This window comes from Microbacterium sp. PRF11 (assembly GCF_031844085.1).
Lineage (GTDB): Bacteria > Actinomycetota > Actinomycetes > Actinomycetales > Microbacteriaceae > Microbacterium.
Genome location: NZ_JAUZUP010000001.1, coordinates 967527 through 989317 on the forward strand (window position 1 = coordinate 967527; position 21791 = coordinate 989317).

23 protein-coding genes and 2 pseudogenes are annotated in these 21791 nt (G+C 68.4%); 15 read left to right on the top strand and 10 right to left on the bottom strand.

Going from position 1 to position 21791, the window contains the following annotated elements; all coding sequences use genetic code 11:
- Window positions 1-47 precede the first annotated feature (47 nt).
- The 4 genes from Q9R20_RS04585 to Q9R20_RS04600 all read left to right on the top strand — a co-directional run bounded on the left by Q9R20_RS04585 (window position 48) and on the right by Q9R20_RS04600 (window position 4275).
- The gene (locus Q9R20_RS04585; RefSeq protein WP_311248209.1) at window positions 48-1307 is read left to right on the top strand and encodes a sensor histidine kinase; all 1260 of its coding nucleotides are present in this window, start codon (window positions 48-50) and stop codon (window positions 1305-1307) included.
- Entirely contained in the window at window positions 1300-1971 is a 672-nt protein-coding gene (locus Q9R20_RS04590) for a response regulator transcription factor (RefSeq protein ID WP_311248210.1), read from the top strand. Before Q9R20_RS04585 ends, Q9R20_RS04590 begins: the two co-directional genes overlap by 8 nt.
- 304 nt (window positions 1972-2275) lie before the next feature.
- On the top strand, window positions 2276-3160 hold the full coding sequence (locus Q9R20_RS04595; RefSeq protein ID WP_311248403.1) for an ATP-binding cassette domain-containing protein: 885 nt from the start codon (window positions 2276-2278) through the stop codon (window positions 3158-3160).
- A complete protein-coding gene (locus Q9R20_RS04600) occupies window positions 3157-4275 on the top strand; it encodes an ABC transporter permease (protein WP_311248211.1) in 1119 nt (372 codons plus the stop codon). The genes Q9R20_RS04595 and Q9R20_RS04600 overlap by 4 nt, the downstream gene beginning before the upstream one ends.
- A gap of 230 nt (window positions 4276-4505) precedes the next feature.
- Here the strand turns inward: Q9R20_RS04600 and Q9R20_RS04605 are convergent, their stop codons facing one another.
- The 3 genes from Q9R20_RS04605 to Q9R20_RS04615 all read right to left on the bottom strand — a co-directional run bounded on the left by Q9R20_RS04605 (window position 4506) and on the right by Q9R20_RS04615 (window position 6735).
- Window positions 4506-4769 carry a hypothetical protein gene (locus tag Q9R20_RS04605; RefSeq protein WP_311248212.1) on the bottom strand — a complete coding sequence of 88 codons (264 nt, stop codon included), beginning with the start codon at window positions 4767-4769 and terminating at the stop codon, window positions 4506-4508.
- 233 nt (window positions 4770-5002) lie between these two features.
- Window positions 5003-5560 carry a uracil-DNA glycosylase family protein gene (locus Q9R20_RS04610; protein WP_267626608.1) on the bottom strand — a complete coding sequence of 186 codons (558 nt, stop codon included), beginning with the start codon at window positions 5558-5560 and terminating at the stop codon, window positions 5003-5005.
- A gap of 11 nt (window positions 5561-5571) precedes the next feature.
- The gene (locus tag Q9R20_RS04615) at window positions 5572-6735 is read right to left on the bottom strand and encodes a TDT family transporter (protein ID WP_267626607.1); all 1164 of its coding nucleotides are present in this window, start codon (window positions 6733-6735) and stop codon (window positions 5572-5574) included.
- Window positions 6736-6834: 99 nt separating this feature from the next.
- Between Q9R20_RS04615 and Q9R20_RS04620 the strand changes: the two genes are divergently transcribed.
- Window positions 6835-7731 (top strand): LysR family transcriptional regulator, encoded by an 897-nt coding sequence (locus tag Q9R20_RS04620; protein ID WP_270354446.1) that lies wholly within the window; start codon window positions 6835-6837, stop codon window positions 7729-7731.
- A 245-nt stretch (window positions 7732-7976) separates the two neighbouring features.
- Complete coding sequence (locus tag Q9R20_RS04625) at window positions 7977-8759, top strand: RibD family protein (RefSeq protein ID WP_137751071.1); 783 nt, start codon at window positions 7977-7979, stop codon at window positions 8757-8759.
- 102 nt (window positions 8760-8861) lie between these two features.
- On the opposite strand, the pseudogene Q9R20_RS04630 reads toward Q9R20_RS04625, so the two are convergent.
- From Q9R20_RS04630 to Q9R20_RS04655, 6 genes and pseudogenes are all read right to left on the bottom strand, one after another.
- Window positions 8862-9674: pseudogene (locus tag Q9R20_RS04630) on the bottom strand (lysylphosphatidylglycerol synthase transmembrane domain-containing protein); the annotation flags it as partial.
- Window positions 9671-10531 (bottom strand): SAM-dependent methyltransferase, encoded by an 861-nt coding sequence (locus Q9R20_RS04635; RefSeq protein WP_137751073.1) that lies wholly within the window; start codon window positions 10529-10531, stop codon window positions 9671-9673. The pseudogene Q9R20_RS04630 and the gene Q9R20_RS04635, both read right to left, overlap by 4 nt.
- Complete coding sequence (locus Q9R20_RS04640; RefSeq protein ID WP_311248213.1) at window positions 10525-11583, bottom strand: glycosyltransferase family 4 protein; 1059 nt, start codon at window positions 11581-11583, stop codon at window positions 10525-10527. The genes Q9R20_RS04635 and Q9R20_RS04640 overlap by 7 nt, the downstream gene beginning before the upstream one ends.
- On the bottom strand, window positions 11558-11947 hold the full coding sequence (locus Q9R20_RS04645; RefSeq protein WP_137751075.1) for a 6-carboxytetrahydropterin synthase: 390 nt from the start codon (window positions 11945-11947) through the stop codon (window positions 11558-11560). Before Q9R20_RS04645 ends, Q9R20_RS04640 begins: the two co-directional genes overlap by 26 nt.
- 20 nt (window positions 11948-11967) lie before the next feature.
- Window positions 11968-12999, bottom strand: a complete 1032-nt coding sequence (locus Q9R20_RS04650; RefSeq protein ID WP_137751076.1) for a zinc-binding alcohol dehydrogenase — start codon at window positions 12997-12999, stop codon at window positions 11968-11970.
- Between the two features lie 95 nt (window positions 13000-13094).
- Entirely contained in the window at window positions 13095-13754 is a 660-nt protein-coding gene (locus tag Q9R20_RS04655; protein WP_311248214.1) for a CDP-alcohol phosphatidyltransferase family protein, read from the bottom strand.
- A 172-nt stretch (window positions 13755-13926) separates the two neighbouring features.
- Here Q9R20_RS04655 and Q9R20_RS04660 point away from each other — a divergent pair, with 172 nt between their 5' ends.
- The 9 genes and pseudogenes from Q9R20_RS04660 (at window position 13927) to Q9R20_RS04705 (ending at window position 20714) form a co-directional block, all read left to right on the top strand.
- On the top strand, window positions 13927-14172 hold the full coding sequence (locus Q9R20_RS04660; protein WP_137751078.1) for a hypothetical protein: 246 nt from the start codon (window positions 13927-13929) through the stop codon (window positions 14170-14172).
- Window positions 14173-14640: 468 nt separating this feature from the next.
- Complete coding sequence (locus tag Q9R20_RS04665) at window positions 14641-15147, top strand: universal stress protein (protein ID WP_311248215.1); 507 nt, start codon at window positions 14641-14643, stop codon at window positions 15145-15147.
- Window positions 15144-15890, top strand: coding sequence for a 2,3-diphosphoglycerate-dependent phosphoglycerate mutase (locus Q9R20_RS04670; RefSeq protein WP_311248216.1), 747 nt, complete (start codon window positions 15144-15146; stop codon window positions 15888-15890). The genes Q9R20_RS04665 and Q9R20_RS04670 overlap by 4 nt, the downstream gene beginning before the upstream one ends.
- Window positions 15887-16390 carry a CrcB family protein gene (locus tag Q9R20_RS04675; RefSeq protein ID WP_270354453.1) on the top strand — a complete coding sequence of 168 codons (504 nt, stop codon included), beginning with the start codon at window positions 15887-15889 and terminating at the stop codon, window positions 16388-16390. Before Q9R20_RS04670 ends, Q9R20_RS04675 begins: the two co-directional genes overlap by 4 nt.
- Window positions 16387-16758 carry a fluoride efflux transporter CrcB gene (gene crcB, locus Q9R20_RS04680; RefSeq protein ID WP_270354454.1) on the top strand — a complete coding sequence of 124 codons (372 nt, stop codon included), beginning with the start codon at window positions 16387-16389 and terminating at the stop codon, window positions 16756-16758. Before Q9R20_RS04675 ends, crcB begins: the two co-directional genes overlap by 4 nt.
- A gap of 234 nt (window positions 16759-16992) precedes the next feature.
- Complete coding sequence (locus tag Q9R20_RS04685) at window positions 16993-17589, top strand: recombinase family protein (RefSeq protein ID WP_295791447.1); 597 nt, start codon at window positions 16993-16995, stop codon at window positions 17587-17589.
- Window positions 17590-17595: 6 nt separating this feature from the next.
- Window positions 17596-18979: pseudogene (locus Q9R20_RS15950) on the top strand (Mu transposase C-terminal domain-containing protein).
- On the top strand, window positions 18979-19788 hold the full coding sequence (locus tag Q9R20_RS04700; protein WP_295791443.1) for an AAA family ATPase: 810 nt from the start codon (window positions 18979-18981) through the stop codon (window positions 19786-19788). Before Q9R20_RS15950 ends, Q9R20_RS04700 begins: the two are co-directional and overlap by 1 nt.
- A 212-nt stretch (window positions 19789-20000) precedes the next feature.
- Entirely contained in the window at window positions 20001-20714 is a 714-nt protein-coding gene (locus tag Q9R20_RS04705; RefSeq protein WP_311248217.1) for a DUF3800 domain-containing protein, read from the top strand.
- 150 nt (window positions 20715-20864) lie between these two features.
- On the opposite strand, the gene Q9R20_RS04710 is transcribed toward Q9R20_RS04705, so the two are convergent.
- Complete coding sequence (locus Q9R20_RS04710) at window positions 20865-21731, bottom strand: F510_1955 family glycosylhydrolase (protein WP_396653656.1); 867 nt, start codon at window positions 21729-21731, stop codon at window positions 20865-20867.
- Between the last annotated feature and the right edge of the window lie 60 nt (window positions 21732-21791).

Here is a 21791-nt window from a genome sequence, read left to right on the forward strand (position 1 = left end):
GCCTCACGGGGGATGCAGGTGTCGGCGGTCGCCCCTAGCGTGGAGGGATGCCGAGGATCACGCGCGCGCAACAACGCAACGACGTCGTGCTCGCGGTCGTCCTCCTGCTCGGCGGTCTGCTCAGCGCCGTGTTGTCGTCGGTCTCGGGCCTCTACGGCGACCAGCAGGCCTCGCTCGCCCTCGCGGTGGGCTACATCTTCGTGCTCGCCGCCCCAATCGCGTTCCGACGCCGCTGGCCGTCGGTGGTGGCCGTGATCGTCTCGCTCGCGTACTTCGCCGCCGTGACCCTGCGCATCCCCGAGATCTATGCGGGGAACATCGCGATGTTCATCGCGCTCTACACGGTCGGCGCGTGGGAGACGAGCCGCCAGCGCGCCACGATCGTGCGTGTCGCGATCATCGTGGGCATGTTCGCGTGGCTGTTCGTGGTGATGTTCCAGGAGGCGACGCAGCCGATCGACCCCGACCTCGAGGGCGCGTTCTCGCGCGCCGGGGCGTTCTCGCCCTTCGTCGCGTACCAGCTGCTCATGATCGGCGTGAACGCGCTGTTCTTCGGTGGCGCGTACTACTTCGGCGACCGCTCGCACCAGCAGATGCGCGAACGCGCGGCCCTCGAGGAGCGAACCGCCGAGTTGGAGTCCGAGCGCGAGGTGACCGCGGCGCAGGCCGTCGCCCTCGATCGCGTGCGCATCGCCCGCGAGCTGCACGACGTCGTCGCGCACCACGTCTCACTGATGGGGGTGCAGGCGGGCGTCGCCCGGTCGCTCCTCAGCCGCGATCCCGACGCCGCGCGCGAGACCCTCACCGGCGTCGAGAGCTCCGCGCGAACGTCTCTGCACGAGCTGCGCCAGCTGCTCGAGACCCTTCGCACCCCCGACGGCGACACCGCCCCCGACACCGCGCCCACCACGCACGGGCTCACCTCCATCCGCTCCCTCGTCGACGACGCCACCGCCGCGGGGCTCCCCACCACCTTCACGGCCGTCGGCGCCCCCGCGTGCGATCCCCCGCCTCTCGTGCAGGTGAACCTGTACCGCATCGCGCAGGAGGCGCTGACGAACGCGCGCCGCCACGCCGGGCCCGACGCCACCGCCGACGTGCGACTGCGGTTCGAGACGGATGCCGTTGAACTCGAGATATCGAACACCGGACGCCGCGGCTCGTCGACGCCCGGCCTCGGCCAGCTCGGCATGCGCGAGCGCGCGGCCGTGTCCGGCGGCTCGATCGAGATCGGACCGCGCTCGCGCGGCGGTTACCTCGTGCGCGTGCGCGTGCCGCTCACCCCCGCGGAGGTGGCGAATGCCTGAGCTGCGCGTTCTGCTGGTCGACGACCACGCCATGATGCGGGCGGGGTTCCGCACGATCCTGTCGCTCGAGCCCGACATCGAGGTCGTGGGCGAGGCGGCCTCCGGGGTCGAGGCGCTCGCCGCCGCGGCACGCCTGCGGCCCGACGTGATCTGCATGGATGTGCAGATGCCCGACATGGACGGGCTCGAGGCCACCCGGCAGCTGGCCGCCGACCCCGCCTCCGACGCGGCGGTGCTCATCGTCACGACCTTCGACCGCGACGACTACCTCTTCTCCGCCCTGGCCGCCGGCGCGAGCGGCTTCCTCCTCAAGAACGCGGGGCCCGAAGAGCTCGTCTCGGCCGTCCGCGTCGTCGGCGCGGGCGACGCGCTGCTCGCCCCCGAGGTCACACGCCGGGTCATCGAGCGTTTCGCGGCACAGGATGCCGGCACCCCGGCATCCGCTCCCCCGCCGCTGGCGCTCGAGTTGACCGAGCCGTTGACGGAGCGCGAGGCGGAGGTGCTGCGCCTGGTGGCCGAGGCGATGAGCAACGCCGAGATCGCCGCGCGGTTGTTCATCGGGGAGGCGACGGTCAAGACGCACGTGTCGAACGTGCTGCAGAAGCTCGGCGCGCGCGACCGCGTGCAGGCCGTGGTGCTCGCGCACCGGCACGGGCTGGCCTGAGGGCGGGTCCGCGGCAGGCTTCAGCCGACCCGCCGGCACCGGCCCTTCGACAGGCTCAGGGACCCGGGTTCCGCGCCCGCGGGTACCGGCCCTTCGACAGGCTCAGGGACCTCGGTCCCGAGGCCGCGGGTACCGACCCCTTCGACAGGCTCAGAGCCCACGGGTCCGGCCCTTCGACAGGCTCAGGGACCTCGCCTCGCCGTCCCCTCCCCCTCACGGCGGAGACGTGGAACCGTCCCGGGGTGGAGGTGCCCGCGGCATCCGGATCCCTAGCGTGGGAGACATCGAGAAGAAGGGATGCATCGTGCTCGAACTGAACGGCATCACCAAGAGCTACGGCGGACGCCGCGTGCTCGACGGCGTGGGTTTCGACGTCGCCCCGGGCCGGCTGACGGGCTTCGTCGGCGGCAACGGCGCCGGCAAGACCACGACCATGCGGATCGCCCTGGGGGTGCTCGGCAAGGACGCGGGCACCGTCGAACTGAACGGGGCGGCGGTCACCACCGCCGACCGCCGCCGCTTCGGGTACATGCCCGAGGAGCGCGGGCTCTACCCGAAGATGAAGGTGGCCGAGCACATCGCCTACCTCGCGCGCCTCCACGGCTTCGGCAAGGCCGAGGCGAACGCGAAGGCCACGGCCCTGCTCGAGCGCCTGGGACTCGGCGAGCGCCTCGGCGACCTCGTCGAGACGCTCTCTCTCGGCAACCAGCAGCGCGCGCAGATCGCCGCCTCGCTCGTGCACGAGCCCGAGGTGCTGATCCTCGACGAGCCGTTCTCGGGCCTCGACCCGCTCGCGGTCGACGTGGTGGCGGGCGTGCTGCAGGAGAAGGCGGCGGCCGGTGCGGCCGTGCTGTTCTCGTCGCACCAACTCGACGTCGTCGAGCGCTTGTGCGACGACCTGGTGATCATCGCCGGGGGGACGATCCGCGCCGCCGGCAGCCGCGACGACCTGCGCGCGCAGCACGCGACCCACCGCTACGAACTCGTCTCGCGCAGTGACGCGGGGTGGCTGCGCGACGAGCCGGGGATCACGGTGCTCGACTTCGACGGGGGGTACGCCCTCTTCGACGCCGCCGACGACACCACCGCCCAGCGTGTGCTGCGCGGCGCCGTCGAGCGCGGCGACGTCGCGAGCTTCGCCCCGCAACGACCGACCCTCGCCGAGATCTTCAAGGAGGTCATCCAGTGAGCACTTCCCCGACCGCCGCGTGCCGCGCGCCCGGCGAACTGCAGAGCATCTGGCTCGTCGCCGAGCGCGAGATCGGCTCCAAGCTGCGCAGCAAGGCCTTCGTCATCTCGACCGCGATCCTCATCGTCGCCGCCCTCGCGTCGGTGCTGTGGGGCGGCTTCGCCGCGAACAACCTGCGGGGCGACGGCATCCCGGTCGCGGTCACCTCGCAGACGCAGAGCGCCGTGGCCGATCTCGAGGGCGTCGAGGTGACGGTGTCCGACAGCGACGACGCCGCGCGCGCCCTCGTCGAGGACGGGACGGTGGATGCCGCCCTGGTCACGGGCTCGACGGACCCGGCGTTCGACTACACCGTCGTGGTGAAGGACAACGTCCCCGCCTCGCTGTTGCAGATGCTCAGCGAGACCCCGCCGGTCGACATGATCGACCCGGGCGCGGGCGCCGCCGACGCCCTGCGCTACTTCATCGCCCTCGGTTTCGGCATCGTGTTCCTCATCGCGGCGTCGACGTTCGGCGGCACGATCGCGCAGAGCGTCGTCGAAGAGAAGCAGACGCGCGTGGTCGAGATCCTCATCTCGGCGATCCCGGTTCGAGCGCTGCTCGCGGGCAAGGTGATCGGCAACACGGTCCTCGCGATGGCGCAGATCGTGCTGCTCGCGGCGGTCGCCGTGGTGGGCCTCGCGGTCACCGGACAGTCGGGGGTGCTCGACGCCCTCGGCGCCCCGATCGCGTGGTTCGCGATCTTCTTCCTGTTCGGGTTCGTGCTGCTGGCCTCGCTGTTCGCGGCGGCCGCGGCGCTGGTCTCCCGTCAGGAGGACGTCGGCGCCACCACGACACCCATCACGATGCTGATCATGGCGCCGTACTTCCTGGTGATCTTCTTCAACGACAACCCCGTCGTGCTGACGATCATGTCGTACGTGCCGTTCTCGGCCCCCGTCGGGATGCCGTTGCGCATGTACCTCGGGGACGCCCAGTGGTGGGAGCCGGTGCTGTCGCTGCTCGTGCTCATCGCCTCGTGCGCGCTGGCCATCGGCCTGGCCGCGCGCATCTACCGCAACTCGCTGCTGCGGATGGGCGCACGGGTGAAGCTCGCCGACGCGCTGCGCGGGTGAACGGAGGAGGGATGCCGGGGTGCCGGCATCCCCTTTTCGTTGTGCGCTCAGGGGCCGACGCGCTGGGCGGACTCCCGTGTTGGCGTCTCCACCTCCCGCGTCCGATCGGCGTTGCAGCGCGTGAGGAGTCGCGCTCGTCGAACCTGTTGCGGAGCGTCCCGCCGCGGGTCCGGCCGGTCAACGCGGCTGGGTAGAAGTACGACCCCTAGCTGTGGGGACCCCCGACCACGTCAGGCTCTGCCGACGACGCCGGCAGCGCGTCGAGACGCCTTGGCCGAGCGGTGAGCTGCGGCATCCGCCCGGCGGTCGTACTCGTCCGCGTCGATCGCACCGCGTGCATAGTCCGTCAGATTCTCGACGTCCTCGCGGGTAGGTTTCCAACCCTCATGCCACCCGGCCGCGAGCGACTGCACCACGGCACGACGCTGCGTCTCGTCGAGCTGCGCGAACAGCTCCGGATAACGCTGCTCGATCTTCATCTGCGGCTCGGCCACAGTGGCTCCCCTCGTTCGCTACCGGTTCTCCCAAACGACGCATAACGGCTCTCCTGAGTTTCGCATCGTGCCGGGTTTGGCGACGGATTTTGCACCACCCCTGTGGGGTTGCTCGCCTGATGGCGGCGTTCTCTGATCGCTCGATGGCGCCGGTCAGCTTCCGATGACGAAGACGGTGAGGCGAGCGCTGGATTGCTTGGGCGTGGTGCGATTCGCGCATCTCGCGATGCCGTTCAGGGGGTTCGTGGGCGCGTAGCGAGTCGGAGTGCTCGTACGGAGCGTTCTGCTTGTTCGGAGCGGTGATGGCCGTTTGCGGGCGAGGGGTGCGGAGCGGCTATGACGTGAACGAGGCGTGCGTTGTCATCGAGTGTGAGGTGGCGCATGATCCCGTTGAGGGCGACGGCGCCGTAGGTGACCACTGTCTCAAGCGCGGGGAGGAGTGGGAGTAGTTCGCCCAGCGCACGGCGGCCCAGCTCGATCTCCGATGCGCGGACCGGGCTGCGTGTCGCCCAGGGGATGAGGTTCCACCGGAGGTAGTCGCTTCGAGCGAGCCCGGAGGTGATGCGGGCTGCTCGAAACGCGCGCGCGGTTGGGCCGGGGTTGTCCTCACTGCAGACCGCGTTTTCTCCGGCGGCGATCGTCTGCGGGCCGGGGGATTGCATGAGAACCAGAACCCGGCTGGTGGTGCCGCCGGAGAGTGGATCGAAGTTGGGCACGAACCGCCGTGTGCCATCGGGTGCTGTCCGCCAGGTTTCGGCGAGAGCGTTGAGCGTGTGGACGTCTGCGGGCACGTCGAGAGTTTTCATGCTGGACGCGGCGGTGCGAGGAGGGTTCCGCGGATGACGGAGCCGTGGAAGGTGCGAACGGCGACGGTAATCCATGCCGCGACCAGGCCGACGTAGTAGATCACGGCGAGGGCCCCAACAGCGGTGAGCCCGGAGTGCAGGGCGAGGCCGTTCAGCCCGGTGACGCAGGTGCCGACGGGGAAGGTGAAAGACCACCAGGTCAGGCTGAACGGGAGGTGCTCGCGGGCGGTGCGGATGGTGATGGCAAGGGCGATAACGGTCCACAGCAGCGCGAAGCCGAGCATCGCGAAACCGTATACGAGAGCGACGATGAGTAGCGCGTGGGTCGTGCTCGCGTCGACGGCGGTGGAGGCGTTCGTTGCGAGGAGGTTCACGGCGGTGATCGACTGCCCCACGGGGCCGAGAACGATCCAAAGGGTCGGGACCATCGCGGCGGTACCGATTTTGTGCTGCGCGAGGCGGTTCCAGATCAGGGTGATGACCACCAGCGAGGCGATCAGGCTGAGCCCGAAGAACCCGTAGCACGCCCACAGCAGCGTTTCTCGCGCTTGTCCGGCGGGGGTGTAGGGCAGCAACAGTGCGCCGGTGGAGGCGGACACCATGGGGGGGACGACCGGCATCAACCACCCGCCGAACGCGGAGTCGGGCTTGTTCTCGTGTCGAGTGAATGCCAGATACGGCACCAGCGCCGCGGTGAGGAGCCCGCCGACGGTACCGATGACCCAGAGCACCCAGTCGACGGCGACCGCGGCGGGTAACCCGATCCAGTCTTTTCCGAGGAGAAGGGTGCCCGCACCGACAGTGAGAAACGCCATCGGCGGAGCGCCGTAGAAGTGCGAGATGACCGGGTGCAGGTGGTGGTTCTTGGCGACGTGCCGGTACCGGGTCCAGTGCAGACCCGTGGCTACTGTGAGCGCAACGAGCAGAACAGCGGCGATCGCCCACACGACGGTCGCTGCGGTGCGAAGGCCGGGGAACTGCAGCGGGAGCGAGGCTGCGGCGACGGCGACGATCCCTGTTCCCATGATGGATGCGAACCAGTTCGGTGTCAGGTTCGACACGATCTGCGCCGGTCCCTCCAACTCGCGGAAGAAGCGCTTGCGGGTATCCGTCGTGACACGCGTGCGGGCGGGTGCGGACTCAGCAAGCAGGGAAGGCATGGTTCCAGCCTGAGCGGCATCGGCTTCTTTCGGAACGGCGATCGTTTTGGCAGGGCACAATGAGTGTTTGTGAAGACGCGGCGGTTGACGGACCGGACCTTGGACCTGGACACTCTCGAGGTTCTCGCGGGCATCGCGGAGACCGGTTCGTTGACCCGCGCCGCCGAGGCGCTGGGGGTGACGCAGCAGGCAGTGTCTGCGCGCTTGCGCGTTGCGGAGCGGGCGACCGGTCAGCCTCTCGTGCACCGGACGGCATCCGGTTCGCAGCTCACCGATGTGGGCCGGGTGGTTCTCGGGCTGGCTGTTCCGGTGTTGGAGGCGTCCCGACGGTTGGAGGCGGGGATCGTTGCGCTCAGGGAGCCTGGTGGTGCCCTCGTCGTGGCCGCGTCACAGACGATCGCGGAGGTGCTGATGCCCGGTTGGCTGCTGGTGCACCGGGACGCTGCACCTGATGTGAGCGTGCGGTTGCTCGCCGGTAACTCCGCCGCCGTGACGGACCTGGTCCGCTCCGGTGCGGCAGATCTCGGCTTCGTCGAGACCCCCATCGACGCACCGGACGTCTCCTCGGTGGTGGTCGCTGTGGACGAGCTCGCGGTCGTCGTCGCGCCGCACCATCCGTGGGCACACGTTGCCGGCGTCACCGCGAAAGAACTCGCCGACACCCCCCTGCTGTTGCGGGAGGAAGGCTCCGGAACACGCGCCACGCTGGAAACCTGGCTCGCCGATGCGGGGCTTCACCTCTCTTCGCCGGCGGCGGTGCTCGACACGACGGGCATCATCCGAGCGAACGCGCGCGCCGGTATCGCACCGGCGGTGATGAGCTTGCGCACGGTGGACGGTGACCTTGCCGACGGGACCCTCGTCCAGGTTCCCCTGCTCGCACCCCCTCTGACTCGCCCGCTGCGCGCGGTGTGGTCCACCCGGCCCGGGTCTGCCGCGACAGCGTTCTTAAGCATCGCTCACGGACCCGGCGCTTTCGGTCACCTCAGTCCATAGAGCTACCCGGGCCCTGGGGCGACCTCGGAAGGAACTGCTGCGCGACTGCCCGAAAGCCCTACGACGCATTATCCGCGAGCGAACTGCGCCGGAGTACGTCGACCGCCCTGCCGACAGCCCAATCTGACTATCGATCCTTCCGCACCTGGTGACGGCCGTGCCCCGCGGCTGCCCTGCCCCGCAGGCGGAGTACGGAGCCACCGCATGCCCTGCGTTTGCCCGGGAAGGCCGGATACGCTGACGCAATGACGTCCATCGATGACGCGGGACACCCACCGCCTCCCTCGTCCGGCGAAGCAGTGCCCGACCCCGACGACGTGGCCTGGCGGCAGCTGATCGCCGGAGAGGCGTCGTCGTGCCCGGTGATCGCATCGATGTACGAGCCGATCATGAACGATACGGGGTCTCTCGCGATCGCCCAGCTGGGGCAGAGTCTCGATGGGTTCATCGCCGCGCGCACGGGTGACGCCAACTACGTCACGGGCGTCGAGGATCGGCGACACCTGCACCGGCTTCGCGCCCTCGTCGACGCCGTCGTGGTCGGCTGGCGCACCGTCGCGCAGGACGATCCCCGCCTCACCGTCCGCGCCGTGGCCGGTCTCAACCCGGTGCGGGTGGTCCTCGACCCGTCGGCGCGCATTCCGTCGGAGGCCGTGCTGTTGCGCGACGGCGCGGCGACGACCCTCTGGCTGGTGGATGCCGATACCGACGTCGACGTGACCGTTGGCAATCACGTCGAGGTGGTCCGCGTCCCCGGGCTCTCTGCACTCAGCCCGCGGGCGATCCTCGCCGTACTCGCTGAGCGGGGGCTGTCACGGGTGCTCGTCGAGGGCGGAGGGGTCACGGTCTCACGCTTTGTCGTCGACGGCGCCCTCCGCCGGCTCTACCTGACGACCGCTCCGGTGCTGATCGGCGACGGGGTGCCCGGCATCCGCTTCGACGGGGAGGACCGTCTCGCCGACGCGCTGCGCGGAGCCGTGCGTAGGTTCCCCCTCGGCGCCGACCTCTGCACCGAGTTCACGTTCTGACGCGGTACCGTGCGCCCGGCGACGCGCGCGCGCTCGCCCGATTTCGCGAACGCGCGGAACGACGCGTGCGCCGAGGATCACCGCCCCCGGCAGCGTCGACGCGAGGGCCAGGATGCCGTAGCCGATCGACACGGTGAGACCGTCTTCTGCGGTCGACCCGAGCATCTCGAAGGCCCACGCCGCGGCTGCTTCCCGGGTGCCCCACCCGCCGACACCGAGCGGAACGGACATCCCGGCGACGGCGACGGCGGAGGTGCTCGTCAGTACCGCAGCGCTCGGGTCGGGTACGAGCGCAACCGCGGAGACGACGAAGATCGCCGTGAATGCCGCCCACCCGACGATCGCGAGGCCGACGACGGCGAGCGTCTCGCCGCGCGAGAGCCGCCGCATCCATCGTCCGGCGATGGCAGCGGCGAACGCGGCGATCACGGCGCACCCGGCTGCGAAGATGGGAGCCACAAAGGCCAGCGCGATCGACGCCGCCGCAAAGACCACCGCCGTGCCGATCAACCGCTCCGTCGCGACCGCGGCGAAGCTGCTCGCGAGAGCCCGGCGACCTCGGTCCACACGCGCGTCGCTGCTGTCGTCGGCCGCCCGCAGTGCGTCTCCGGCCAGACCACCGGGGAGCACACTGTTGAGGAACGACGCCTGCCAGCACCTGGCGACCGCCGATCCGAATGGGACGCGGATGGCGTGGTGTCGCGCGACGATGCTCCATCGAAGCGCCTGGGCGACGACGCCGAGCGCTCCCAGGCCGATACCGGCGGGGTAGGTCCACGGCGGAAGGCGCATCACGGCGTTGACGAATGGCGTCAGACCGAAGCTCCATACGAGAAAAGAGAGGATGCCGACCGTAGCGGCCGCCTGCGCGACCGAGAAGAACACGTATCGCCCCCGGCCCACGGTGCCCGTCATCCGTTGGGGGGCAAGCTGAGGATGTCGGCATGCCCGACGCGCACGACGAGGTTACCGCGTCGGATCTGCTCCTGCCGCGCCGCACCCCACACGGCGACGAGATCGGTGAGCGCCGGGTCCTGCTCGACGGCGACGGCGCCACGATCGGCGAGGTAGCGCGCGAGGAGTGCGGACTGATCGGCGGCATCCAACCGCCAGGGCGTCTGCATCACGCGCACCCGGTGTCCACGGTCGCGCAGCAGAGCGCCGACGTGGTCGATCGCATCTGGACCGAGCAGGTCATCACGCCGCTGATGGGCGTCGAAGGCCGCGGAGATCGGCGCATCCGCGGGGTGAGGAGGATCGATCGACACCTCCCCGGTCACGCTGAGGCTCAGCAGGGCCGCGGAGCCCGTTTGGACGATGACGTCGACGAGCACGGCAGCGTCATCGGGGGAGAGCAGATCGAGAAGCGCCGCGCAGGTGATCACGACGGGTCCCGCCCCGCCGGTGACGATGTCCGGAAGCTCGGCGACGGTCGCGATACGGCGGGTGAGTCGCGAGATGGACGGCGGGGCGACCAGATCGGTCGTGCCGATGAGTTCAGCGTCGTGATCGACGAGGATCCAGTGCTGCGGCAGCGGCGCCAGGCGATCGGCGAGCCACATGAGGTTCGACCCGGTGCCCGCGCCGACGTCGACCACGCGGACCTCGACCGTCTCGTCGGGGCGGGGTACCGTCCCCTCGGTGCGGGCCCGATCTCGGCGGACGAGGGTTCCGACGAGCTCATCAACAAGGGGGAGAGACGCCTCACGGGCGGCGTGGTCGGCCCCTCGGCGCAGCGACAGCCAGGCGGCGGGAACCGGCCGGGTTACCATCGGAGCAGCTCTCGCAGCTGAGTTGCGGCGTCGGGCCATCGTCGAAGTCTAGACCGCGCCTGCAGAGCGGCGGACCGCCAGGCGCCGCGGAGAGAGGCATCGTCCGACCAGCGGGCGACGGCGTCGCTCCAGGCCGCGGGGTCGCCGGGGGGAAGTGCTGCGCCAGGCAGCGGGGCACCGGGCGGCGTGCCGTCGCCGAGCGCCTCGACGGCCCCCGTCCCCGAGGCGACAAGGGCCGGGATGCCTCGGGCCAGGGCCTCGGTGACGACCATGCCGTACGGTTCGACGAGCGAGGGCAGAAGGAGGAGGTCGGTTTCGTGCCACAGACGCTCGCGGCGACGCCCGGTCACGGCGCCGACGAGGCGGGCGCGGTCGGCTCCGAGGGTGTGAACGGCGCGAGCGACCTCGGCGGGGAAGGGATCGCCGGGAATCACGGGCCCTGCCACCACCACCTCCCACGGCAGCTCACGAACCGAGGCTAGCGCGCGGAGCGCGAGCAGGGTGTTCTTCCGCGGCGTCACCGACCCGAGCAGCATCAGACGCGGTGGGCTGCTCCCCGCGGACAGTGCGGCTTCTTCGACGCCTGGACGCACGATATCGGCATCTACCCCGTACCGTGCCGCGAGGTCGGCGCGCGTCCAATCGCTCGTGCAGAGCACCGCGTTCGCCGCCTCGAGCGTTGTGCGCTCCGACCGGGCCAGGGCGCCAACATCGATGCGCCCGAGTCCGGACTCGGCGGGGAGGGGAAGGTGAACAAGCACGACGACGCGGATGCCGGAGGCTACGGCGTCCCGGATCTGACGGGGCGCAGCGCAGGCCACGATCCCGTCGACGACGACCTCGTCCGCGTGCGAAAGGGCGCGCGCGAGAATTTCGAGGTCGGACCTCGAGGGTCGTGGCCACGCGCCCGCGACACGGAACTCCGCCACGTGCGTGCCGCCCGCCCGCAGCGCGGCGAGAACCGCGTCGTTGTATGCGCTGCCGCCGCTCGGACCACCGAGATCGGCGGGGACGACGAAAGCGCGATCAGCGACCCGAGAGGTCGATCTCAAAGGTCACCCACGCATCGGGGTGCTCGCGAACCACGATGCCGATGCTCGCGATTCCGCGGTCGGCCTCCAGTCGTGCCGCCAGCTCATTGGCGATGTGCCGGGCCACGGCCTCGGTCGTGCTCAGCGTCCCGGCGAAGGCGGGGTGCTCATCGAGGTTGGCGTACCGCAGCGGATCGAGCACCTCGGACAGATGGCGCGACGCTTCGCCGATGTCCATCACGACCGCGTGGTCGTTGAGGCTGGGGCTGCGCCATGTCGCCTCCACGACGAGCGTCGCGCCATGGAGCCCCTGAGCAGGGCCGAAGAACGGGTCGGGCAGGCTGTGAGCGATCATGATGTGATCGCGGACGGTGAGTCCGAACATGGGGTCCTTTCGGCGACGCGTCAGGTCGCGGCGATCTCTGCGGAGGGGTTCGGACGGATGACCGAACCGGTCGGGGGATCAAGCGGCCCGGGGGTGGCCGCTCGCTTCGAGCGGGGATCGTCGGAGGCCCCGGGATGGGCCACGACCACGCAGCCGGGGCCGATCTCGCCCTTCTCCATCGCGGCGTAAGCGTCACCGATGTCGTCGAATGTGACGTCGGCGGCGATCAGCTCCTCGAAGGCAGGGTCGGTGAGCAGCTCGAGCGCCGTCGCGAGACGGGTTGCTGCATCGCGGCGGGCGCGTCGCGCCATGCCGATCCGCGAGACTTGGCTCGCCGTGATTCGCAACCGCCGGGAGTGAAAGTCCTCGCCCAGCGGCACCCGCGTCGGATGAGTGCCGAACCACGACATCTCGATCAGCTCCGCTTCGTCGCCGAGCAGGCCCAGGGCGAGCGCTAGGCCTTCCTCCGACGCCGACGCGTGAAACACGAGATCGCAGTCGTTCATCGCCTCCCCGGCCTCCACCACGTCGAGGCCCGCGCTGATGAGGCGTGCCCGGCGCGCGGCATCCGGATCGACGATCTGCAGGCGCGCGAGCGGAAAACGCCGCAGCAGTAGCGCGACCGCACCGCCGACGAGCCCGCCCCCGACGACCGCCACTCGGTCGCCCGCACAGGGAGGGGCATCCCAGAGGGCGTTCAACGCCGTCTCGACCGTTCCGGCGAGCACGGCGCGACGCGACGGCAGCTCATCGGGGAGGGGCGTGAGCGCGCGCGCATCGACGACGTACTGGTCCTGGTGCGGATACAGGCAGAACACGCGGCGACCAAGCAGCGCGTCGGGCCCCGCCTCGACCACTCCCACCGACAGGTATCCGTACTTGATGGGAAAAGGGAAGTCGCCCTCTTGGAACGGGGCGCGCATGCGCGCATGCTGCGAGTCGGGAACTTCGCCGCGGCGCACGAGGAGCTCGGTTCCCCGGCTGATGCCCGTGTACAGCGTCCGCACACGCGCCTCGCCGTCGCGCACCGGAGGCAGCTCTTCAATCTGCATCCGACCCTCATTTGGAGCAACGAACCAGAAGGCGCGGGCCGTTACAGCGGCTGGGTGCCGCTCGCGCGGAGCGAACCCGTCGTCGTCCGCGATACTCACGCGCGTTCCAAGGCGACGACGTCCCGACCGAACGAAACCGTCAACAGTGCCAAGGCGATCGCGACGGATGCGACGGCCATCGCGGGCGGCACGATCGGAACGAGCGCGAGCAGGAGGGCAATCCCCTGGATCGCGGCAACCACACGGCGGAACGAGCTGTACGACAGATCAGCCCGCAGCTTGGGGTGCACCCAGGATGCCGCAACGAACACGTAGCGCATGAGGCCAATCGCCAGCACCCACCAGCCCACCGTCTGCGACACGAGGACCGAGAGCACGAGCAAGAGGGCGGCATCCGACTCCATGTCGAGGCGTGCACCAGCGTCGGTGGCGGTGCCCGTGCGGCGTGCCACCCACCCATCAACGGCGTCGAGGAGGAGTGCCGCGCTCACCACCGCGGCCGTCGTCCAGGTGCGGACGGGAAAACGGTCCAAGAGGACCAGCACCGTGACGGCGGCGATCAACCCGGTGAGCGCTACGCGCCCCAGAGTGACGCGATCGGCGGGGGTGATCGTGCGGGGCCGACGGCGCAGGATCGAGGCGGCGGCGACCAGGGGAACGACGAGGGCCACGGCGACCGTCACGACGATCTCGACGCCGTGCGGGGTGTACAGCAGCGCCCACACGAACGCGACGATCAGGGGCAAGAGCACCACGACGCCCGCGTCGACCGCTCCGCCGGACCGCGACGGGCGCGCCTCGCCAGAAGCGGTCTTTAATCGATGGGGAGTCATTCCCTCACAGTAACGCGACGCAAACATCCGCGGCTAAGAGCGCATTCCGACGCCGTTGTCGACGCGACGACTGGCCTCGAACTGATCCGCGACCATGACGACCGCACCCGGATCGCGGTCGCACTCATCGGCATGCCCGGTATCGACTAACGATCCCGCCATTGCCCGCCGGTCGACAGCCGGCTCGGCTTCTCTCACCGGTACAGAAGTGCTCGGCTTCGACGAACTCCTGTTTGTCCTCGACTGTCACTGCAAACGCCTCGGTGCGTTCTCGACCTCCACGACTTCACCGACACAAACCGTCGCCGCTACCGAAAGCATCACGCGCGGCAATTTCTGACTCCTCGAACGCCTCTTTTCCCAAGTTCAACGAGTACTGCGCGTCAATCAACTCGAAACCATGACTGACGACGACATCGAAACCACCGCAAGCGTCCTCGTCACCGGCTGACACCCGTCATCTGGTGTACCCGGTGCACCGCCACATCGTTCAACTCGTCGACGAATCCGTGCGGAGTACGTTGCCGGGGCAAAGGGTGACGCCAGCCAGGCATCACATCGCGGCCGCTCCGCGCGCTGGGGAAGGTCAAGTCCCAGCGGGGGTGGAGATCAGGCGCATCGGATTCGACCGCGTCGTTGATGATGGGCGCTATCGACCTGCCTCTATGACAGGTGCCCGGGTGGGTGCATACTGGTGGTGTCTTCGGACCCGGCAGTGGGGCTTGCCCGGACCCAACCTCGACACTCGTCGACAACAGTCCCTATCTCAGTTGGTCGCGCTCACGCGCGCCTGAGGTAGGGAGATGTGATGGCAGATTTGACGGTGCCGGGCGCAGTCGTCATCGGCGTACAAACGGGTCACGTGCGTGACGTCATGGAAGTCGCGGCGCAGGTAGCCGAAAAATTCGCCGTACCTGTGGTGTGCGTCACCGTCGATGCAGGGCTGCTGGCTTTGGGAAAGCGAGCGGACGGTTCCGCGATCATCGAGCCGCTTGACCCGGACTCCATCGACAGGGACCCGCAGCATCTTTCGGATCCCGACCGCGCCGCGATTGATGCGATCGCTGCCGCCCGGTCGGTCGAGGTCGCAGTGTTGACGAGAGTCGGGGATCCTGTCCGAGCCCTCACCACGATCGCCGAGGAGCGTGACGCCGTGATGATCGTGGTGGGCACGAACACCGGGTGGCATCGGCTGGCGAAGTTGTTCAACGGCAGCGTCGCTGCGCGACTCACCCGTCACCAGCACCGCCCGGTGCTGGTCGTGCCGACAGACCCCGTCGGGTTCAATCACCACTCACCAGCGGATCCGTCATGACCGGGACCCTCGCGCTCCTCCGACACGGCGAAAGCACCGCGAACCAAACCGGGATCTTCACGGGATTACTCGACGTGCAGCTCACCCCCCGCGGTATCCAGCAGGCCCACCATGCCGGGCTCCTACTGCGAACCCACCACGTGATGCCGGATCTGATATTCACATCGACGCTGCAGCGCGCCGTCCACACCGCCGACCTTGTTCGAGACACCCTCGGCACGGACGCCCCCACCACCGCGATGTGGGAGTTCAACGAACGCAACTACGGCGCCCTCACCGGACGCACCAAAGCAGAGGCCCGCGCCGAGCTCGGCGACAACCAGTACACACACATGCGTCGGTCGCGGGACGGTCGACCACCGGAAATGTCAGGTAATCACTGGAGAGCTCTGCGACAAACACCCGCACTGCGCGGACTCCCCGAAGCGGCGGTCCGGCGGACGGAGGCGCTGATGGATGTCATCGACCGCCTCACGCCCGTGGTGCGGACACGGCTTCTTCCCGCGCTGCAGTCAGGGCAGAGCGTGCTCATCGTCGCGCACGGCAACTCCTTGCGCGCCCTCTGCGCCGTCATCGACGACCTCTCCGATGCAGAGCTCGCCGACCTCAACCTCCCCACAGGACAGCCCCTGCTCTACCGGATGGACGACGCAGACAACACGCTCACGCCCCGAGGCGGGGCCTACCTCGATCCGGCAGCACACGACGCCGCAGCACTCGTCGCGGCAGAAGGCGGAACATGAACACCCCCACGGACACGTCAATGCCCGATGAACAGCTCCCACCCGACCCCGACGTTTACACCCCGGCACCGTCAGCGGCAACGCGTCCGATTCACCTGCGTTGGCGCTACCTCGGGCTGGTAGCTGCTGGCGGCGCCATCGGTACCGCGGTACGCGAGATCGTCGTTGAGGTCTTCCCCGCTGTCGATGGGGTGAGCTGGTCCATCTTCTGGATCAACATTGTCGGCGCGCTGCTTCTTGGCCTGCTCTTGGAGGCTCTCTCGCACCGCGGACCCGATTACGGTCACCGCCGCACCCTGCGGCTGCTCCTGGGAACCGGGGTTCTGGGCGGCTTCACCACCTACAGTGCCCTTGCAGAAGCCACCGCCGCGCTGTTCCTCGACGGACACGGCCTCGCCGGCACCGGCTACGCACTTCTGACCGTGGTGTCCGGCGCGATCGCGACCGCGGGCGGCCTCGTGGCCGCCTCCTGGATGCGCCCGCGGACGGTGCACGCATGAGCGCGCTCCTGGTCCTTTTCATCGCTGTCGGCGGTGGTGTCGGCGCTGCCGCCCGGTTCTTGCTTGACGGCCTGATCAACACCGGCCGGCAATTCCGCCTTCCCGTCGGAACCTTGACGATCAACATCACCGGGTCTCTGCTGCTCGGCGTCATCGTCGGAGCGGCAAGCCACCTCGGTGCGGTACCGGTCGCGGTGCTCGGCACCGGAGTGATGGGCGGGTACACCACCTTCAGCACGGCCAGCTTCGAGACCGTTCGACTCGCCCGAAGCGGCCGGCTGACCGCTGCCACCGTGAACGGACTCGGGATGCTCGTCGTCTCCGTCTCCGCAGCCACCGTCGGCATCCTTCTCGGCGGCGCACTATGACCGTCGTCACCCTTCACCGTTCACAACTCTTGCGTCGCGGGAGCTGCTGTGTAGCTGGCTCGACCCGAAAGGAAGCGTCTCAGGTAGCTGTAGCTTTCTGAGACAAGCCGTCCTGCGGTCGTTCCGCGCTCATCGGGTTCGAGTTCTCGGGACGTCAGCCGTCTTGAAAAGACGTCTTGCCGCGTTTTGTCTCAGAAGGGGGCGCGGAGGGTTTTTCCGAGTCAGAATGAGGTTGTGAGGCTTCTGGGGTATACGCGTGTGAGTACGTCGAGTCAGGATGCGCAGTTGCAGCTTGATGCGCTCGTCGCCGCCGGGGTGCAGAAGCGCGACGTCTTCGCGGACGTCACCTCGGGGAGCAAGACCGCGATCGAGCGGGCCGGGATGAAAAAGCTCCTCGAGTACGCCGAGGACGGCGACACCGTGGTCGTGTGGCGAGTCGATCGTCTTGGCCGCTCCCTGATTGATGTGCTGAATACCGTGAACCTGCTGCGCGAGCGCGGTGTGCAGGTGCGGTCTATTTCGGATGGCATCGATCCGTCGACGTCGACGGGCCGGCTGATGCTGAACATGCTCGCCACGCTCGCGGAGTACGAACGGGAGCTCATCGTCGAACGGGTCAACGCCGGCATCGCGGCCGCCCGAGCAAACGGGACCCGGTTCGGCCGGCCCCTGTCAGATCCGGTCGTAATCGCGGACAAGCTCGCGATCGCCGCGGACGCGCGGGCGCGTGGTCGCACCGCTGAGGACGCTGCTCGTCTCGTCGGGTGGAGTCGCGCAACGCTCTACCGCCACCAGCAGGCCCACGCGGTCCGCGAGAGCGCAGCGATGTAGCGGCTCATGGACGGCCTCGAGCGGTGGCGGATCCTTCGACTTCACGTCGAAGATCAGGTCCCCCTCGCGGCCCTCGCCCGCGAGAGCGGCATCGGCACGCGGACGCTGCAACGCTGGCATCAGCTCTACAAGAAACACGGGCTCGCGGGACTCGACGACTCGGCACGAAGAGACAAGGGCAGGCGGCGCACTCACCCGGCAACTGTCACCACCATCGAGCGGCTCGCTCTGACGCGGCCTCGTCCCTCAATTGCGACATTGCATCGCCTCACCGTCGAAGAGTGCCTGCGCGACAGCAGGCCGGCGCCGAGCTACGCGACCGTCCGGCAGATCGTGCAGGCCCTCGACCCCGCGCTCGTCACCCTCGCGTTAGAGGGTCCCGCTTCCTACCGCGACCGCCACGAGCTGGTGTTCCGCCGCCGCGCGGAACGGCCGAACCAGATCTGGCAGGCCGACCACACTGAACTCGACATCCTCATCATCGGCGCGAACGGGAAGCCCGAGCGCCCCTGGCTGACGACGGTGATGGATGATTACTCCCGCTCAATCTGCGGCTACATGGTCTTTACCGGCGCGCCTTCGTCACTGAACACCGCTCTCGCGTTGCGGCAGGCGATTTGGCGAAAGACCGACCCGGCATGGGCGATGTGCGGGATCCCCGACGTGCTGCACGTCGATCACGGCTCCGACTTCACCAGCCACCACCTCGAACGCACCGCCGTCGAGCTGCACCTGCGGCTCATCTTCTCGACCGTCGGACGGCCCCAGGGGCGCGGCAAGATCGAGCGGTTCTTCGGCACCATCAATACCGAAGTCCTCCAGACCCTCCCCGGCCACCTCGGCCCCCGCAACCGCAGCCCTCAGCCAGTGCTCGACCTCCCCGGTGCGGACCGGGGAGGTCGGCGCCTTCATCGCCACCTACAACCAGCGCACCCACCGGGAGCTCGGTGTTTCCCCGCGAGACGCCTGGGTCGCGGACGGCTGGATGCCCCGCATGCCCGACACCCTCGACCAGCTCGACGGCCTGCTACTCACCGTCCCCACGCATCGGACCGTGCATCGAGACGGCATCCACTTTCAGGGTCAGCGCTACCTCGCGCCCACTCTCGCCCCGTTCGTCGGACACGCCGTCACCATCCGCTACGACCCCCGCGACGTCTCCGAGATCCGCGTCTACGACCACGACACCTTCGTCTGCGTCGCCGTCGACGAAGCCCACCCCAACATCCGCCTCAGCCTCCGCGACATCGAAGCCGCCCGCCGTGCTCGCCGCCACGAACTCCGGCGCATCATCAACGATCGCATCCCCACCGTCGCCCACCGCGAAGAACCTCGCCTTGCGGACCCCGCCCCGCGCAGGAAACGACTCCGTACCTACGAGGAGGAGTGATGAGCCAAAACTTCATCGTCACCAAGGAACACCGTCGCTTCACCGAGTTCGCGAACGCGGTGAGGAAGGAGCGCACGATCGGCATCTGCCACGGTGACGCCGGAGTGGGAAAGACCAACTCCGCGCGTCGCTACGCCAACTGGGACGCCCTCGAGCCTTACATCACCGCGTGGGGCCCGAGGGGCGAGGACGACGCGAAACACTATGCGCTCGCGCACCGCTCCCGCACCGTCTTCTACACACCCGAAGTCCTCCCGCGACCCAAAGTTCTCATGGAGGAGATCAGCAGATGGCAGGCCAAGGCCGGCATCTGCATCGATGAACACCTCCGCACACTCGGGAAAGTCACCGGCGCAAATAACGGCGACACCACCCGATGGGTTGAACTACTCATCGTCGACGAAGCTGAGCGACTCACCCCCACCGCGCTTGAGCTGCTCCGCGACAAACACGACCGCACCCACCTCGCGATCATCCTGATCGGTATGCCCGGCATCGACCAGCGCTTCCGCCACTACCCCCAGCTCTACAGCCGCCTTGGCTTCTCCCACCGCTACCGCGCCCTCGGCCGCGACGAACTCCTCTTTGTCCTCGACAAACACTGGAAACGCCTCGGACGCACCCTTAACCCCGACGACTTCACCGATGCCCAGGCCATCGCCGCCATCGAACGCATCACTCGCGGAAACTTCCGCCTCCTCGAACGACTCTTCCCTCAGATCAGCCGCATCCTCAAGATCAACGAACTCGAGACAATCACCGACGACGTCGTCGAAGCGGCCGCCAGCGTCCTCGTCATCGGGAGCTAACCAGCCTCACCGGGCGATCACGGAACACCGCCATAGAGCTGGCAACTCCACACACCACCCCGATCCGCCGCATCTCGACGGCCCATCAGCGACCTACCCGATGATGCGTAACCGATCGGTTTTGCACCACATGTAGAAGGCGGAAGATGATGCGATGGACACCAGCAGATGGTGGACTCTAGCCACGCGCATGCCGCTGTCATGATGTCGGAGTGCTGATTGCTTATGTCGACGAGTCCTATAACCAGGACTTTTACTTCATCGGCGCCGCCATAACGACACAGGAGAAGTGGGAACAGCTCGAGGAAGGCTATGCCACTTTTCGTACCCAGATCGCAGCGGATCACGGGGTGCCGGCCGACGTGGAGTTTCACGGCCACGAGCTGATGGGTGGGGCTGGCGAATGGTCACCGCTGCGGGGCAAGCACCGTGAGGCGGCAGGAATTTACGCGGCAGCGCTGCGCATCGCGCGGGACGCGGAGGTTCGCTACCTCTTCCGCGGCGTGGACGTGAACCGCCTCAATGCGCGGTACCGGTACCCGGACCAGCCCCACAAGGTCGTCTTGCAGCATCTGCTTGAGCGGGTCAATGCGTACCGGCGCGACTTCTTTCCCTTTGACACGGAGGAGGTGATCGTCGTCGCTGACGAGATCGCGACGCAGGAGGAGCATCGGCGGCAGTTTGAGAGCTACCGGCTGCTGGGCACGCCGGGGTACCGGTCGAGCAGGCTGGACCTGATTTCGTCCCCGATCCAGTTCGCGTCCTCCAAGAACGCTGTCGGGTTGCAGGCCGTGGACCTCGCGGTCTACCTGCACCGACGCCGGCACACGGTGACAGAGACGCACCCGAAGTCAGCGGCCACGATGGCACGGTTGGGCGGCTTGATCAAGGAATCCACTTCGCACGACTGGATCTGGACGCCATAAAACTAAGACCCCGCCGAGGCGGGGTCTTAGGCTGGCAACGTTCCGGTAACCGGCCCGTTGTGAGCCCCAGGATACACGCGGAACCTGGAGGAGTCACGGCCTCCCAGAGTGCTTCACGCAGGCCCTCCGTGGCTCGGGATCGGGCTCAGACTACGGGCTAGTGACGAGAGTGAGGCCGCTGTCGTCGACGACGAGGATGTCACCGTTGTTCGTGATGGTGACGGCTTGGGTGGCGCCGTGGGCTGTTCCGACTTCGTACCAGTTTTGGGTGCCGGCGGTTGTGGTCCAAATCTTCCCTTGGGAGCCGATGCCGACGACTCGGTTGTGGTCTGGGGAGGAGCTGAGGCCGACGAGGCGGGGGGCGCCCGCCCATTCTTGGAAGGTCACGGCCCGGTCGGTGCTGACCATCAGACCTTCCGAGGTGGATGCGATGACCCGCCCGGCTGCATCAGCGGCGATAGACATGGCGTAGACGGATGCCCCGGTTGACTGCCATGTGGCCCCGCCGTCGCTGCTGGTGAGGACTTCGCTGGCGTCTGTGGCGACGCCGTAGAGGGTGCCGTCGAGGCCTGCGGTAAGGGCGTGGAAGTCTTTCTCGCCGGTGAAAGCGGTGGGCTCCCACGTTGTTCCGTTGTCGGCGCTGCGGATAATGCCGAGGTTGGGTGTGCCGAGTTCGGGTGGGGTGTTTCGGCCGGGGTGGCCGGACACCACGAGCGTGTCGTCGACAACGGTGAGGCCCATTGCGTCGAAATCGGTGTCCGCGAGGCGGGGACCCAGCTCACCGTCTTGGGTGACGGTGAAGATCCCCTCGTGTGTTCCGAGGAGAAACCCGTCACTGGCGGGGTCTTGGACGATGCCGTGCACGTGGGTGAGTGGCTGTTCGGGGTGGGCCTCACCCGTAAGGGAGGGGGTCCCGGCGCAGCCTGCGAGAGCGAGCATGGTTATCGCGATGAGCGCGGTCGATGAGGCGGCGCGAGCGCGGAGAGACGTGCGGAGAAGAGTCGGGTGGTGGCTCATAGTGGAGCGTTTCGTCTGATCAGGTGGGGCGCGGAGGCTTTCCGCGCCCCACCCGGGTGA